Genomic DNA, 15,675 nt, shown 5'->3' with positions numbered 1-15,675 from the left:
TACGGGCAACTCAGAGAAGGGAAATTAGCGCCAAATCTTAGAAAAATCAGACTGTCTTCGTAAAAATTAAATATGGGGATATTTTTGCGGCGCTCTTCAGGCTAATTTTGATTTAATCTGCGCTTCCCTAGAGCATCCTAAAACAAGCATTGCTTGGGTGGTAAGCGTACTGGTAAGCGGGAGTAGTAAAGAAAAAGCCCCGGTTAGGGGGCTAAGTCATTGATACGTATAGTAAAAAGAAGAAAAAAATGCCAAAAGTGCTGGCGGAGACGAGATCTAGATTTTGACCCTCCTGTAAAACCTACCAATGTCCATTAAACCCCTTGCCCATATGGCTTAGAAGGTAGACTCTACTCCCGAGTAATCCATTCAAACTTACTAAAATCCATGTTTCACTGGTAAGCGGGATGGTGAGCCCATTATGGGCATAAGCAATGGCGAAGGAGAAACAAAAGAGCTAAATCTAGCAGATTTATAGCAACCTTAGCATTGGGGTCTTACTCGCTTCTCTCATATGCTGCCAGTTTGACCTTCAAATTACGCTCTTCTTGAAAACGTTCAGTTTCATCTCGGACAATCGCAGCTATGGCAATGGGTTGTTTTTTATCATCAAAAAGCATGCTTACTGAAAAAGCAATGGAGATAGAACGCCCATCCTTATGCATCGCAGGAACTCTTAACAAAGTATTTCCATACTTTGTTACACCAGTCTGTATGGTGTGGAAATACCCTTTAGAGTGCCTTCCCTAAAACGTTCAGGCGTAATAATACTGAGGGTTTTCCCCACAGCCTCTGCCGAACCGTAGCCAAAAATACGCTCAGCAGAAACATTCCAAAACAAGATATTTTCATCCCGATCAGAAATGATTACAGCCTCGCCAATCTGACTAACGAGCGCCTTAAAATCTATAATGCCTGACATATTTAATCTCAATTTTTTTAGTAAGTTGTCGCTAAGAATACCCCAATAAAAAACCACCCGAAGGTGGTTCTAGGGTGCGATTATATTTTTAGTAAGTCTTGTAAGAAAGGTACTTACCTGACAGCACTACTTGAACACGATCGCCCTTAGGATCAGGCTCGCGCTGGATATCCATTGAGAAATCGATTGCACTCATAATGCCATCGCCAAACTCTTCATGAATTAACTCTTTAATAGTGGTTCCATAAACGCTGACAATCTCATACCAACGATAGATCAACGGGTCCGTTGGAACGGCGGTTGGCAGAGATCCTTTATAAGGAACAATTTGCAACCAAGCCATCTCTTCATCAGTCAAATCAAATAACTTACCAGCAGCTTCAGCTTGCACCTTAGTAAAGGTCATCTGACCTAAACAGCCTGCAGTAACCCACTCCTTTGATTCGCCTATTGCTTTTGCGATATCACTCCACTTCATGCCATTGCGAACTTTGGCTTCGATAATTTTTTGTGTAACTACTGAACGATCCATTTTTTTCTCCTAGTTTTAAGTTTTAGTGTATTAAGCAACAACCGCATCAACGCCTGGAAGCACTATTACCGGCTTGTAACCATCCAACTCACCCTTAGCACCTTTTACCTGTAGATCCTTTGATCGATTGACTAGAAAATCTACTAAATGGTTTCGCATTGGGTAATACATAGCATCATGATGTAAATTGGCCCGCTTTCTTCCTTTGGGCAAAGTGTTGACAACGATTTCAGCGATACGTGCATTAGGGCCGTTGCTCATCAGCATAATTTTGTCAGAAAGCAAGATTGCCTCATCAACATCATGGGTGATCATAAATACAGTTTGATTTGTTTCTTTGCAAATTTTGAGAAGCTCATCCTGAATAACTCCGCGAGTTAGCGCATCCAAGGCTCCGAATGGTTCATCAAGTAGTAGCATTTTTGGCTCAATTGCAAAGGCTCTTGCAATACCAACCCTTTGCTTCATACCGCCAGATAATTCAGATGGTTTTTTATTTTCAGCATTTACCAAGCCGACCATCGCCAGATACTTTTTGGAATGCTCAGTAATCTGCTCTTTTGACCAATCGGGATACTTTGACTTCACTGCAAAAGCCACATTCTGCAGTACTGTCATCCACGGCATTAAGGCATGCCCTTGGAATACAACGCCACGCTCTAAACCGGGGCCCTGAATACGCTTACCAAGCATGATGGCATCGCCGCCAGTGGCTTCTTCAAGACCAGCAAGCACATTCAAAATAGTGGTTTTGCCACATCCGGAGTGACCGATGATGCAAACAAACTCTCCTTTTTCGATTTCAAAATCTATTCCTTCAAATACTGGAGGTGCGTCAGCTTTATACGACTTGCTGAGGTTTGAAACTTTGAGGAATGTATTTTCAATCTGCATATGAAACCGCCTTTTGTAACTTGCCAAATGCTGTATCTAGCAACATTCCAACAATACCAATTAAAAGAATTGCAAAAATAACGCTGGATAGCGATAGGTTATTCCACTCATTCCATAAGAAGTAACCAATTCCAGTGCCACCAACAAGCATCTCAGCAGCAACGATCACTAACCAGGCAATGCCCATAGAGATGCGCATACCAGTCAAAATAGTTGGTGCAGCCGCAGGAAGAATGACTAAGAATGCTTTACGTAAAGGAGAAACCTCTAATGTCTTGGCAACGTTTAATAATTCCTTACGCACATTGGCAACTCCAAATGCTGTATTTAGGAGCATTGGCCATATGGAACAAATAAAGATCACAAAAATTCCAGAAATCGCAGAGTCTTTGATGGTGTAAAGCGCAATAGGCATCCAAGCCAATGGCGAAATCGGCTTTAGGATTTGAATGAAAGGATTAAATGCCTCATAAGCTAATGGTGACATGCCAATCCAGAATCCAAACGGAATAGCGACAATCATCGCCAACAAGAATCCTAAGGCAACACGCGCCAAAGAATAAGCAAGTTGAATACCTATTCCCTTATCGTTTGGGCCATTGTCATAAAAAGGGTGTGATAACTGCTTATAGATAGTCTCCCCCATTTGCGTTAAGGTTGGGAATCCAGTTTTTTGAACAGGATCACTACCACCCTGACCCATGAGACTGCTGTACTCACTAGAACTAGTTGATACTCCTGGCGGCGGTGTAACTTTTTGTGTTGTCGCCATATGCCAGATAAATAAGCACATGAGCAAAATCACAACCGATAGAATTGCGCCTTTAACCTTAATTGATACTGTTTTCATTCATTTACCTTACATTCATGCTTTATTAGTTTGAAAAGATTTCAAATAGGCTGCTGGCTGACTAGGGTCAAACTCTTTACCCATAATCTTGTCTTTTTTGTATCCCACTTTAGCTAATGGTGGAACTGCAATGCCAGTCTCGCCCATATACTTTTTAGCGTCGGTCAACAAGAATACTTTTTCAGAGATGTCCTTGTAATTCACATCGCCTTTGACATAGCCCCAGCGCTGCATTTGGGTCAACATCCAGGTTGCCATGGAGTACCAAGGAATTGGGTTAAAGTCGATGCGATCTGGTACGTTTTGCACATTGCCTAGACCATCTGCAAACTTACCAGTGAGAACTTGCATTACAACTGTCTCTGGCTGGTTAAGGTAATTTGGCGTAGAAATTACTTTAGCAATTAAAGGTCTATTCGCAGGATCACGCGCCATCGTTGAAGCATTTAAGACTGCACGATAGAGGGCTGCAAAGGTATTTGGATTCTTGCGGATAAAATCTTCTGAGGTTCCAAAAGCACAGCAAGGGTGACCGTCCCAAATCTGCTTAGTCAGAATGTGTATAAATCCGACCTCGTCATACACTGCGCGCTGGTTAAATGGATCAGGCCCTAAAAAACCATCAATATTTCCGGCACGTAAATTAGCCACCATCTCTGGTGGAGGTGTAACGCGAATCTGAATATCTTTATCTGGATCTAAGCCAGCTTGAGCTACGTAATAACGCAGCAAGAAGTTATGCATTGAGTATTCGAATGGAACAGCAAACTTCATGCCTTTCCAGTTTTTCGGATCACGATTATCTTTGTGCTTGTTAGCTAACGTAATAGCCTGACCATTCACGTTCTGAATTGTGGCCACACGCATCTGAGAAGGATCAGAACCCAAGCCCATTGACATTGAGATCGGCATTGGTGATAAAAAGTGTGAGGCATCATGCTCTTTATTGAGCATCTTGTCACGAATTAAAGCCCAACCTGCGGTCTTATTAAGCGTAACGTTCAGGCCTTGTTTTTTATAAAAACCTAGTGGGTCAGCCATGATGAGTGGAGTCGCACAAGTAATTGCGATAAAGCCAATTTTTAGGTCTGGTTTTTCTAATGGCGCTTTTTCTTGCGCCATTGCCTGCAAGGACCCTACCGGCAAGAAGCCCGAGAGAGCGCTCATTGCTCCACCTACTCCAACAGCCTTTAAAAACGCGCGTCTACGATCTTCTTGAGGAAAAAGAGCCTTAACTAAGCTGGCCTCAACAAAATCTGCGCTTTGCTGCTCGGCATCCATCATTGCTGAAAGCGAGTTTGCATGATCTAACTCAGATGCATGATGTCCACAGCTGCAGCGGTTGCTAAACAGAGGTCTATCTGGATCAAAAGGACGATATGAATTCATTTATAGCTCCTAGTAAGTAATTAAGATGCCGCTTGAAATACGTTGAAATGATTTTGTGACTCGATTAATGGGATAAGCGTATGCAGTTTTTTTCTATAAACCTCTCCGACCATCACCACAACAGGTTGCTTATCTAAAAAATGATGATGAACATCACCAAAGCGCAATTCATCTAATGTGCAGCCAAAGCTACGTTGCGTTGGCAGGCTAACTGATTCCATCAAGCAAACAGGGGTATCTACCGTGTAGCCCTGAGCAATCAATGTTGTCGCAACCTCAGATAGCTGATCACGCGCCATATAGTAAATAGCGGTTTTATGATCTTCGTGTGCACAACGGCCTGGAAGTGTAGTCAGCGTCAGGGTTCTACTTAACTCTCTCGTAGTTGGAGGCTGCTTTAATTCTGCCGAGGCCGCTAAGGCAGTAGTGATGCCTGGAACAATCTCATAGCGCACGTTTGCTTTCTCAAGAGCATCAATCTCTTCCTGTGCACGACCAAAGATCATTGGATCTCCGCCTTTTAAGCGCACAACTACTGAGTACTTACCTGCAGCATCCACCAATTGCTTGTTGATGAAGTGCTGAGAGCTTGAATGCGATCCGCATCTTTTGCCTACCTGCACCAACCTAGTGCTAGGACACCACTCCAACATAGAAATATCAATGAGTGCGTCATAAAAAACAATGTCTGCCTGAGCCAAAATTCTTGAGCCCCGAACAGTAATGAGATCAGAGGCTCCAGGCCCAGCACCAATAAGGTAGACGCCAGGCAACGCCCCATTTAATTTGGGTGTTTTAACTGCTATTGGTGCAATTTGTTCCATGCATCATTTGTAACAGTCAGCAATAGCCCTAAATTCTCTGTGTGAACCAAAAGTGCCCATGCTTTGATTTAGTGCACCAATACTGAGCCACCAATCTTATCTCGGGACTCATAACTTCTTTATTGTTAGTTATCGACTAAAGGAGCTCAGCATGAAAGAGAAAACAAGCATTAGCGGTTTATTACCAGAAGCTACTACCCCGACTGTTGCTGATGCGAATCCTACGCGTCGCAAACTTATCCAAAGCATTGGCTCTGCCAGCATTCTGTCCTTAATAGACCCAATGGTTAAAGCGGGAGCTTGGGCAGCAGGCTCCGACGCCCCTGAGAATACGGATGTAAAGGTCAGTTTCATTGCCCTTACAGACTGCTCATCGGTTGTCATGGCTAACCATCTTGGTCTAGATAAGAAGTACGGCGTTAAGATCATCCCCACTAAAGAAGCGTCATGGGCTGCAATCCGTGACAAGCTTGTAAATGGCGAGAATGATATGTCTCACATCCTCTATGGTTTAGTTTATGGATTGCAGATGGGTATTGGTGGCCAACAAAAAGATATGTCAGTTCTGATGTCTCTAAATAATAATGGTCAGGCAATAACCTTATCAAAAGCGCTTTATCAAAAAGGTGTAAGTGATGGCGCCAGTCTTAAAGCGCTCATGGATAAAGAAAAGCGTGACTACACTTTTGCGCAAACTTTCCCAACTGGTACACACGCTATGTGGCTTTACTACTGGTTAGCGAACTATGGCATTAATCCATTTAAAGACGCAAAAATTATCACCGTTCCGCCCCCACAAATGGTCGCGAATATGCGTAGCGGAAATATGGATGGCTATTGCGTAGGTGAACCCTGGAATGCCCGCGCAATCATTGACGGCATTGGCTTTACAGCCATTACTACACAAGCAATCTGGCAAGATCATCCAGAAAAGGCTTTAGGAACAACCTCCGACTTTGCCAAGAAGTATCCCAATACTTGTCGCGCAGTTACGGCAGCAATATTAGAGGCTGGAAAATATATTGATGCATCGACTTCGAATAAGCATGCAACTGCGGAAGTTGTAGCTGCACCTTCATTTGTCAATACTGATGTTAGTGTGATTCAAGACCGCATGATGGGTCGCTATAACAACGGTATCGGCAAAACTTGGGATGATCCCCATGCGATGAAATTCTATAACGATGGTATGGCTAATTACCCCTACCTATCTGATGGCATGTGGTTTATGACTCAGCACAAGCGCTGGGGTTTACTCAAAGAGCACCCAGATTACTTGGCTGTAGCAAAAAAAGTAAACAACATTGCGCTTTACAAAGAGGCTGCTACTGCTTCAAAGACACCACTACCAAAAAGCGATATGCGCTCCAGCAAATTATTTGATGGTGTTGTGTGGAATGGCTCCAACCCTGCTGCTTATGCAGATAGCTTCAAGATCAAAGCATGAAAAAACAAAAACTCGTCATGATTGGCAATGGGATGGCCGGCGTTCGGACCATCGAGGAACTATTAAAGCTCGACCCAGAGCTTTATGACATCACCATCTTTGGTGCTGAACCCCATCCCAACTACAACCGCATTTTGCTGTCCCCAGTATTGGCAGGCGAACAGACTCTTGAGCAAATTGTTCTAAATGACCTTGATTGGTACAAGAGCAATGGCATCCATCTTCATCTTGGCAAAACCATAACTAAGATTGATCGCAAAGAGCGCACGGTTATTGCCGATGATGGCACTGTTGAAAGCTATGATCGCTTATTACTGGCTACCGGCTCTTTGCCATTCATCTTGCCTGTTCCAGGAAATGATTTACCTGGCGTGATTGCGTATCGTGATATCAAAGATACCAATGAGATGATTGATGTGGCAACGCGTTACAAAAATGCCGTTGTCATTGGTGGCGGCCTACTTGGTCTAGAAGCTGCAAATGGTTTGGCTCTCAGGGGTATGAGTGTGACTGTGGTCCATCTGGCTGAATGGTTGATGGAAAGACAGCTAGATAAAACAGCGGCTGATTTACTACAAAAATCCTTGGAAGAAAAGGGTCTTAAGTTTTTACTGAAAACTTCTACCGAGGCAATTACCCCTAATGCCACCGGCGATCGTGTCGGCCATATCCGCTTTAAAGGTGGGCTAGAAATACCGGCTGACTTAGTTGTTATGGCGGCGGGCATTAAGCCCAATACAGCTTTAGCCGAATCTGCAGGTTTACATTGCCAAAGAGGTATCGTTGTTAACGATACTTTGCAAACGTTTGATCCAAGAGTCTATGCAGTTGGCGAGTGCGCAAGCCATCGAGGAACTGCCTATGGTTTAGTTGCGCCTTTATTTGAGCAGGCTAAGGTTTGTGCAAATCACCTTGCCGAACACGGTATCGGTCGCTATGAGGGCTCCGTAACGTCAACAAAACTGAAAGTAACGGGTGTTGATCTCTTCTCCGCTGGAAACTTTATGGGAGGCGAAGGCACTGAAGAAATTACTCTAGCCGATCCTATTGGTGGCGTGTATAAAAAATTAGTTTTAAAAGATGATCGTTTAATTGGCGCCTGCATGTTTGGCGATACAGCAGACAGTACTTGGTATTTCAAGCTCATGCGTGACGAACAAAGCATTGCAGAAATTCGTGACACATTGATGTTTGGTGAATCTAATATTGGTGATGTTGGCCATCAAGGTCACAATAAAGCGGCCGGAATGACTGATGCAGATGAAATCTGCGGATGCAACGGGGTTACCAAAGGCACCATTGTCAAGGCTATTCGCGAACAGGGTCTATTCACACTAGATGAAGTGAAGAAATGTACTAAAGCAAGCAGCTCCTGTGGCTCATGTACAGGCCTAGTTGAGCAAGTGCTGATGAATGTTCTTGGCACAGACTATTCAGCAACCCCTAGAAAGAAATCAATTTGTGGATGCTCCGATCTTTCTCATGATGAAATTCGTCAAGCCATACGCTCCGGTCACTTAATTTCTCAAGAGCAAGTTCGCACCGAGCTGAATTGGAGAACACCTAACGGTTGCGCGACTTGTCGCCCTGCCTTAAATTATTATTTGATCTCCACATGGCCACATGAAGCAAAAGATGATCCACAATCCCGCTTCATTAATGAACGTGCTCATGCCAATATCCAGAAAGATGGCACCTACTCAGTTATTCCGCGGATGTTTGGTGGTCTAACTACTCCTTCTGAACTACGAAGAATTGCTGACGTTGCTGAGAAATACCAAGTGCCCACAGTGAAGGTCACTGGCGGCCAACGAATTGACTTACTTGGCATCAAGAAGGATGATCTCCCAGCGGTTTGGAAAGAGTTGGATATGCCGTCAGGTCATGCCTATGGCAAATCAATTCGCACAGTGAAAACTTGTGTTGGTGATGAGCACTGTCGTTTTGGTACCCAGTCCTCCATGAAAATGGGCGTAGATCTAGAGAGAATGCTCTTTGGTATGTACGCACCTCACAAAGTGAAGCTTGCAGTATCTGGCTGCCCACGAAACTGCGCAGAAGCTGGCATCAAAGATGTTGGAATCATTGGTGTTGAATCTGGCTGGGAACTCTATATTGGTGGTAACGGCGGCATTAAAACTGAAGTAGCGGAATTTCTCTGTAAAGTTAAAACTGATGAGGAAGTTCGTGAATATTCTGGTGCCTTCTTACAGCTGTACCGCGAAGAAGCTTGGTATTTGGATCGAACTGTCCATTACTTGGCAAGAGTTGGCATGGAATACATTAAGCAAAAAGTGGTCGACGATGCTGAAAGTCGTAAAGCTCTCTACGAAAGACTGCTGTTTGATCTAAAAGATGCTCCAGATCCCTGGAAAGACTTTGAACGTGCTGGTGTAGATGTTCGTCAATTTAAAACCATCCCTATTGTCGAGGTTGGAAATGTCTAATACCGCCCAACTTGATCAGTGGCAAAAAATCACAACAGTTGATGAGATTCCTGTTCTGGGATCTCGGGTTATTGAAGCGCCAGCTGGTCAAATAGCTATTTTCAGAAATTCAGAAGACGAAGTATTTGCCGTATTGGATAAGTGCCCGCATAAGGGTGGCCCCCTGTCTCAGGGCATTGTCCATGGAAAATCTGTAACCTGTCCACTGCATTCCTGGAATATAGATCTCTCCACTGGCTGTGCAGTTGCCCCAGATGAAGGCTGTGCTAAATCCTTTGCAGTCAAAGTAGAGTCTGGTGTGGTTTGGCTAAGCCGCGAGGAATTGCAAGCTACTCATGGCTGAAGTTAAGAGCACCTGTTGCTATTGCGGTGTTGGCTGTGGCGTCATTATTGAAACCGCAGAAAGTAACGGAAAGATCGAGGTAACCGGGGTTCGCGGCGACCCCGATCATCCTGCAAACTTTGGCAGACTCTGCAGTAAAGGCTCCACCCTTCATCTCACTGCAAACCCAAGCCTTCAGATACAGGCTCGGCTGGGTTCACCAGCCATCCGCAAAACAAGGGGTGAAGAGCCGGTAGATATTTCTTGGCCCGAGGCAATTCAAACTGTTGCCCAAAAATTTGCTGACATCATTCAAGAGCATGGTCCAGAATCTGTTGGCATTTATGTGTCTGGTCAATTACTGACCGAAGACTATTACATCTTCAATAAGTTAATGAAGGGCTTGATTGGCTCTAACAATATTGATACCAACTCACGCCTATGTATGTCTAGTGCGGTAGCTGGCTACAAGCAAACCTTGGGGATGGATGCCCCACCCTGTTGCTATGAAGATATTGATTCTGCATCCACTATTTTTATTACGGGATCAAATACCGCTTTTGCTCATCCGATTTTGTATAGACGTCTTGAGGATGCCCGTAAAAATAATCCGGATCTCAAAGTTATTGTTGTTGACCCCAGAAAAACCGATACCGCCAAAGAAGCTGATCTCTACCTACAGATACAACCTGGTACTGATGTTGCCCTCTATCACGGGATGCTTTACATCATGCTCTGGGAGAAATGGATTGATGAGTCTTATATCAACTCGTATACGGCGGATTTTGATGCGCTACGTGATTTGGTTAGAGATTTCACGCCCAAGGCAGTTAGCCAGATCTGTGGCATTAACGAAAAAGACTTGTTCCAAGCAGCGCAATGGTTTGCAACTTCTCCCGCAACCCTATCGATGTACTGCCAGGGATTAAATCAATCAGCATCAGGTACAGCCAAGAATGCTGCTTTAGTAAATCTACACTTGGCCACCGGTCAAATAGGAAAGGCTGGTGCTGGCCCATTCTCTTTGACTGGACAACCCAATGCCATGGGTGGCCGGGAGGTTGGAGGTTTAGCCAATCTACTATCCGCACACCGTGATCTTGCCAACCCAGAACATCGTGCAGAAGTTGCAAACCTGTGGGGGGTGGATTCAGTTCCCGAAAAGCCAGGTCTTAGTGCCATTCCCATGTTTGAGGCATTGCGTACTGAAAAACTAAAAGCCATATGGATTGTCTGTACAAACCCTGCACAATCAATGCCTGATCTCAATGCAGTTCACGAGGGATTAAGTAAAGCAGAATTTGTTGTAGTGCAGGAAGCTTATGCGCATACAGCCACCACCCTGTATGCAGATGTGTTGTTGCCCGCCACTACCTGGGCAGAAAAAGTGGGGGCAGTTACAAATTCAGAACGAAGAATTTCCAAAGTAAATCCCGCAATTGATCCCTATGCGTCTGCTAAACATGATTGGCAGATCGCTCTTGAAATTGGAATAGCTCTTGAAGCGCTATTACCAGGCAATAGAAAGGAAGGAACATCCACTCTATTTCCTTACGCCGGACCTGAGGATATTTGGAATGAGCATCGTGAGAGTACAGCCGGTCGCGATCTCGATATTACTGGTTTAAGCTACAAAATCCTTGAGGAACGCGGACCACAGCAATGGCCTATGCCCAAAGGAGATTTCTTTGGCAAAAAACGTCTTTATGAAAATGGCGTTTTTCCTACCAAAGATAAAAAAGCGCACTTTATTGCTGCACCCTATAAAGCAACCGCAGAATCTGTAGATGCTCGCTACCCATTTGCCTTAAATACTGGGCGCCTTAGAGATCAATGGCATGGGATGAGTAGAACGGGAACCATTGGAACACTTTATGGACATGCACCAGAGCCTTGTGTGGAGATGTCACCCAAAGATGCTGGCAGGATGAATTTAGAAAATGGTGATTTAGTTCATGTCACCAGTCGCAGGGGTAGTGAGATCTTCCCAATCAAAGTCTCAGACGATATCGCCTCCTCGCAAGCCTTTATTGCCATGCACTGGGGTTCTGAATTTATTTCAGGCGCTGCTGGTAAAACACCGGGCCGCGGAGTCAACGGCCTTACTTGCAACATGATCGACCCTGTATCCGGTCAGCCCGAACTGAAACATTCAGCCGTCAAGATTTTGCCCGCTAATCTTCCTTGGCAATTAGTGGCATTTGGTTTATTTCCAAAAGATGAGGTATTTTCTGCTCAAAACAGTTTGCGCAGTATCTTGCCTCATTTCGATTCCGCCCAATGCGTTCTATTTGGTAGAGAGCAGGATGGTGACCTCATTGGGATTTCATTCAAGGCCGCCCACCACGATGACCCGCTAGAAGAATCAGACTCTCTTGCCGCGCAAGCTTTAAAGCAAATAATACGTAAATTTAAGTTGGATGAGGAATCTGGAGAGCCCGTGATGCGCTATATCGATAAGCGCAGAGGCGTAGTACGACTTGTTCGCGCTCAAGAGAAGGTTCTATCTGCAATGCTGACTGGCTCCATTGAAAGCCTAGCAAGCACTACCTGGTTAAGAGAGTACCTAGAAAGCGGCTTAGATGCAAAAGCCCTTGGTCGGTCTTTGTTGATGCCTGTCAGCAAACCCCCTATAGAAATTAAACCCAAAGGTAAGGCAATTTGTAATTGCTTTAATGTATCTGCAGACACAATGAAGCAATGCTTAAGCAAGATGCCAGCAGGAACCTCCCCCGAAGACGCCATGACCTCTCTTCAATCTGAAACGCAATGTGGAACCAATTGTGGTTCCTGCAAACCCGAAGTCAAGCAAATTATTGTCAGCTTTCTCAAGAAAGTGGAAGTAGCGGCATAATCCTCCAATGAGCATCACATCATTCTTAAAAGTCATTGGCCGAGGCAGCAAAGGCGCCGGCCACCTTGATCATTATCAGGCAAAAGAAGTCTTCACACAAATTCTAGATGGCAATGTCAGCGATCTAGAGCTGGGTGCATTTTGTATTGCTATGCGCATCAAGGGCGAGTCTGTCTCTGAGCTCATGGGCTTTATGGACGCCCTACAACCGCATCTGAATTTACTCAATCTTGGCACACGACCCACCATAGTCTTACCAAGTTATAACGGGGCTAGAAAACAAGCAAACTTAACGCCACTTCTTGCTGGCATGCTGTCTAGTTATGGTTTTACAGTGCTTGTTCAGGGGGTCGAAAAAGATCTAACCAGGGTAACAAGCCATGAAATTTTTAAGTCTCTTGGCTGGCCAATTCTCGAGACCAAAGATGAATTTGGCGCCCTCCTGGCATTGAATCAACCGATCTTTTGCCCTCTTAATGTTATTTCCCCAGCCCTTCAAAAATTATTAGATATCAGGGAAAGAATTGGTCTGCGGAATACTGGTCATGTATTGGCAAAACTCATTAATCCAACCCTTCAGAAGCCTTGGCAAGTTTCCAACTACACCCATCCAGAATATCCAGAAAAACTACGAGAATTTTTTCAACTTCGCTCAGCAAATGCAATTTTGATGAGGGGAAGCGAGGGTGAGCCAACCGCTTCTCTGCAGCGATTGCCAGAAATGCATTTTTTGCTTCCAAATGCGAATGAAATGACAACCCCCGAAGAGCGCTTTGAAGATCTCAGTCCTTTTTTAGAGATTGACGCCATTTCAACGGCATCCGTTACCGAGCAAATTCTATCTGGGCAAGTCAAATGTCCGAGCTCAATTCTCAGGCAAGCCATTCAAATATCTACGATGGCTGGATTACACTAAGTCATGCTTAAAATAGTTAAACGTTTGGCATGGGTTTCGCTAGGCGCAATGGTTGCACTTGGATTGGCTTTAATTGTTACAAAACCACCGGCATCACCATTACTGCTTGCATCACTGGGTGGCTCTACGATATTTCTGTTTGGCTTGACTGGCGCTCCTGCAGCACAGCCAAGAGCTTTATTTGGCGGGCACCTCATCAGCGCACTTATTGGTATTGTCTGCTACCAGCTCTTTGATGATGCTTTATGGGTTTACTTGCTTGCGGAGGTAATTACTTTGGCAGTCTTGTTGCTTACACAAACTGTACATCCGCCAGCTGGTGCAAATCCACTTATCATGATCCAGGCGCACGCTGGCTTTGGCCATCTCGTAGTAGTAGTCTTGGTAGGGGTGACAATTCTTGCGGTTGTAGCAGCCATCTGGAGTCGCCTCACTCCCGGGAAAGCCCTGCATTACCCAGTGAAGTGGAATGAACCCTCACCACAATCCAAGGATTGGAGTGTTTGGGGGTAGCACAGCTTAGCCTAACGAACGCTTTATTAAAGCTTTATTTAAAAAACTCGCCAAGGTCAATACAAGAGAGTAGGCCAAAACAGGATGCAAGGCAAAGTCATAGCTATTAGTTCCAGCCATTACTATAAAAATACTTAAGAAAACCGCTGGCGGGTGCATACACCCCAGCAAATACATTCCAAACATCGTGCCAATGACGGCGAATGGAATGCCCACAGAAATCGATGGCATCAGATAAACACAAATGAAGGCTACGCAGGAAGCTAATAGATTTGCCTCTATTAAAGCTAGGGGCGAGAAGAATTTACTATTAGGAAATAGGAATATACATAAAGCACTGACCCCAAAAACTGCCGTCACCATGTTCTCATCTTGAGTCATATCACCCCATAGAAGATTCAATAGGGCTATCGCAAAAATAGTTAGGCCAACACCAATCGATACTCGCAACCTATCAAACCAAGAATATTGGTCTTGTCGTGGAGCAATCCTATTGAAATACTCAATCAAGCTTTTAAATAATTTTTGCAGAAAAAAATTCCATCTATTTGAACGGTGAATGCACCAAAAATGGCATATTTATCTATATTGTATAAAGTCTTTTGTGTAACCTTAGAGCTATATAACCCTCAATAAAGCGAATTATGGAACAGAAACTGCCATTACCCCCTTTTACTAAAGAAACCGCTATTCAGAAGATTCGGATGGCTGAAGATGCTTGGAATACCAGAGATCCCGAGAAGGTTTCCTTGGTTTATACGGAAGACACTATTTGGCGAAATCGGGCTGAATTTCCAAAAGGTAGAGAGCAAGTAAAAGAGTTTCTTCGCCGCAAATGGGCCAAGGAGCTTGACTACCGCCTGATTAAGGAATTATGGGCATTTACAGATAACCGCATTGCGGTTCGTTTTGCCTACGAATGTCATGATGACTCTGGTAACTGGTCGCGAAGCTTTGGTAATGAGAATTGGGAGTTCAATGAAAATGGTTTCATGATGAGACGTTTCGCTAGCATCAATGATTTACCCATTAAAGAATCTGACCGAAAGTTTTTTTGGCCCCTAGGAAGAAGACCTGATGACCATCCAGGACTAAGTGATTTTGGCTTCTGATAATTTAGATTCACTCGGAGGCTTTGCTCATGCGCTGATCCATAGTCGCCAGCATGTTTCTCCTAAAAGACTGATTGCACCAGGCCCTAACCTACCCCAGAAATTAGAAATTCTGAATGCGGCTGGAGCCGCCCCCGACCATGGAAAGGTAACGCCTTGGCACTTTTATGAAGTCAGCCCCGAAAGTCGTAATTTATTAGGCGACTTGTTTGCAGACGCGCTCATAGCAAGAGACCCAAGCGCAACGCCAACTCAAATTGATGAAGCAAAGCAGAAAGCTTTTCGAGGCCCCTTGCTTTTATTGGCAACTGCTAAGCTGAACAATGAACTTGACAACATTCCCGAGCAAGAAAAACTCATCTCCGCAGGATGTGCAATTCAAAATATTTTACTAATGGCTAATTCTTTAGGATTTGGTTCAGGACTATCAAGCGGTAAGGCTCTATACAGCCAAAAGATGAGGGAGTTATTTTTACTTAAGGATAAAGAGGAGCCTCTGTGCTTCATCACTATCGGCACTATCTCGGTTCATAAGCCCAATAAGCAAAGGCCTGATGCAAATTCTTATAGTTCTGTTTTCTAACCGAATCTATTGAACGTTTTTAGCTTCTCAACAATTAATTAACCATGCCATCAAGGTGTGCTGAGTAATC

Annotated in this window: 14 protein-coding genes and 1 pseudogene; 8 read left to right on the top strand and 7 right to left on the bottom strand. The window is 44.3% G+C overall.

Annotated elements, in window-relative coordinates; all coding sequences use genetic code 11:
* Positions 1-497: 497 nt before the first annotated feature.
* The 6 genes and pseudogenes from ICN48_RS11310 to cobA all read right to left on the bottom strand — a co-directional run bounded on the left by ICN48_RS11310 (position 498) and on the right by cobA (position 5,411).
* Positions 498-922: pseudogene (locus ICN48_RS11310) on the bottom strand (PAS domain-containing protein).
* An 88-nt stretch (positions 923-1,010) separates the two neighbouring features.
* Positions 1,011-1,454: a cyanase gene (cynS, locus tag ICN48_RS11305; protein WP_011902835.1), complete on the bottom strand. Its 444-nt coding sequence runs from the start codon at positions 1,452-1,454 to the stop codon at positions 1,011-1,013.
* 30 nt (positions 1,455-1,484) lie between these two features.
* Positions 1,485-2,348 (bottom strand): ABC transporter ATP-binding protein, encoded by an 864-nt coding sequence (locus tag ICN48_RS11300; protein ID WP_215345032.1) that lies wholly within the window; start codon positions 2,346-2,348, stop codon positions 1,485-1,487.
* Positions 2,338-3,198, bottom strand: coding sequence for a nitrate ABC transporter permease (ntrB, locus tag ICN48_RS11295; RefSeq protein WP_071467218.1), 861 nt, complete (start codon positions 3,196-3,198; stop codon positions 2,338-2,340). Before ntrB ends, ICN48_RS11300 begins: the two co-directional genes overlap by 11 nt.
* Before the next feature lie 15 nt (positions 3,199-3,213).
* A complete protein-coding gene (locus ICN48_RS11290) occupies positions 3,214-4,587 on the bottom strand; it encodes a CmpA/NrtA family ABC transporter substrate-binding protein (protein ID WP_216153783.1) in 1,374 nt (457 codons plus the stop codon).
* 20 nt (positions 4,588-4,607) lie between these two features.
* Positions 4,608-5,411 carry a uroporphyrinogen-III C-methyltransferase gene (cobA, locus tag ICN48_RS11285; RefSeq protein ID WP_255539553.1) on the bottom strand — a complete coding sequence of 268 codons (804 nt, stop codon included), beginning with the start codon at positions 5,409-5,411 and terminating at the stop codon, positions 4,608-4,610.
* Positions 5,412-5,562: 151 nt separating this feature from the next.
* Between cobA and ICN48_RS11280 the strand changes: the two genes are divergently transcribed.
* Genes ICN48_RS11280 through ICN48_RS11255 form a run of 6 tightly spaced genes read left to right on the top strand, consistent with a single transcriptional unit; the run spans position 5,563 to position 13,910 of the window.
* Complete coding sequence (locus tag ICN48_RS11280) at positions 5,563-6,858, top strand: CmpA/NrtA family ABC transporter substrate-binding protein (protein ID WP_216863797.1); 1,296 nt, start codon at positions 5,563-5,565, stop codon at positions 6,856-6,858.
* The gene (gene nirB / locus ICN48_RS11275; protein ID WP_216153782.1) at positions 6,855-9,305 is read left to right on the top strand and encodes a nitrite reductase large subunit NirB; all 2,451 of its coding nucleotides are present in this window, start codon (positions 6,855-6,857) and stop codon (positions 9,303-9,305) included. The genes ICN48_RS11280 and nirB overlap by 4 nt, the downstream gene beginning before the upstream one ends.
* Positions 9,298-9,648, top strand: coding sequence for a nitrite reductase small subunit NirD (nirD, locus tag ICN48_RS11270; RefSeq protein ID WP_011902842.1), 351 nt, complete (start codon positions 9,298-9,300; stop codon positions 9,646-9,648). The genes nirB and nirD overlap by 8 nt, the downstream gene beginning before the upstream one ends.
* The gene (locus tag ICN48_RS11265; protein WP_216153781.1) at positions 9,641-12,481 is read left to right on the top strand and encodes a nitrate reductase; all 2,841 of its coding nucleotides are present in this window, start codon (positions 9,641-9,643) and stop codon (positions 12,479-12,481) included. Before nirD ends, ICN48_RS11265 begins: the two co-directional genes overlap by 8 nt.
* Positions 12,482-12,488: 7 nt before the next feature.
* Positions 12,489-13,397, top strand: a complete 909-nt coding sequence (gene ybiB, locus ICN48_RS11260; protein ID WP_216153780.1) for a DNA-binding protein YbiB — start codon at positions 12,489-12,491, stop codon at positions 13,395-13,397.
* A gap of 3 nt (positions 13,398-13,400) precedes the next feature.
* Positions 13,401-13,910 (top strand): HPP family protein, encoded by a 510-nt coding sequence (locus tag ICN48_RS11255; RefSeq protein ID WP_216153779.1) that lies wholly within the window; start codon positions 13,401-13,403, stop codon positions 13,908-13,910.
* Between the two features lie 6 nt (positions 13,911-13,916).
* On the opposite strand, the gene ICN48_RS11250 is transcribed toward ICN48_RS11255, so the two are convergent.
* The gene (locus ICN48_RS11250; protein WP_216153778.1) at positions 13,917-14,291 is read right to left on the bottom strand and encodes an HPP family protein; all 375 of its coding nucleotides are present in this window, start codon (positions 14,289-14,291) and stop codon (positions 13,917-13,919) included.
* A gap of 263 nt (positions 14,292-14,554) precedes the next feature.
* Between ICN48_RS11250 and ICN48_RS11245 the strand changes: the two genes are divergently transcribed.
* On the top strand, positions 14,555-15,022 hold the full coding sequence (locus tag ICN48_RS11245; RefSeq protein WP_215360111.1) for a nuclear transport factor 2 family protein: 468 nt from the start codon (positions 14,555-14,557) through the stop codon (positions 15,020-15,022).
* Positions 15,012-15,605, top strand: a complete 594-nt coding sequence (locus ICN48_RS11240; RefSeq protein WP_216153777.1) for a nitroreductase — start codon at positions 15,012-15,014, stop codon at positions 15,603-15,605. The genes ICN48_RS11245 and ICN48_RS11240 overlap by 11 nt, the downstream gene beginning before the upstream one ends.
* The last annotated feature ends 70 nt before the right edge of the window (positions 15,606-15,675 follow it).

The sequence above is a fragment of the Polynucleobacter sp. JS-Safj-400b-B2 genome (assembly GCF_018881975.1).
Lineage (GTDB): Bacteria > Pseudomonadota > Gammaproteobacteria > Burkholderiales > Burkholderiaceae > Polynucleobacter.
Note: the sequence above shows the minus strand (reverse complement) of the source record. Positions and strands in the feature narration are given on the sequence as shown.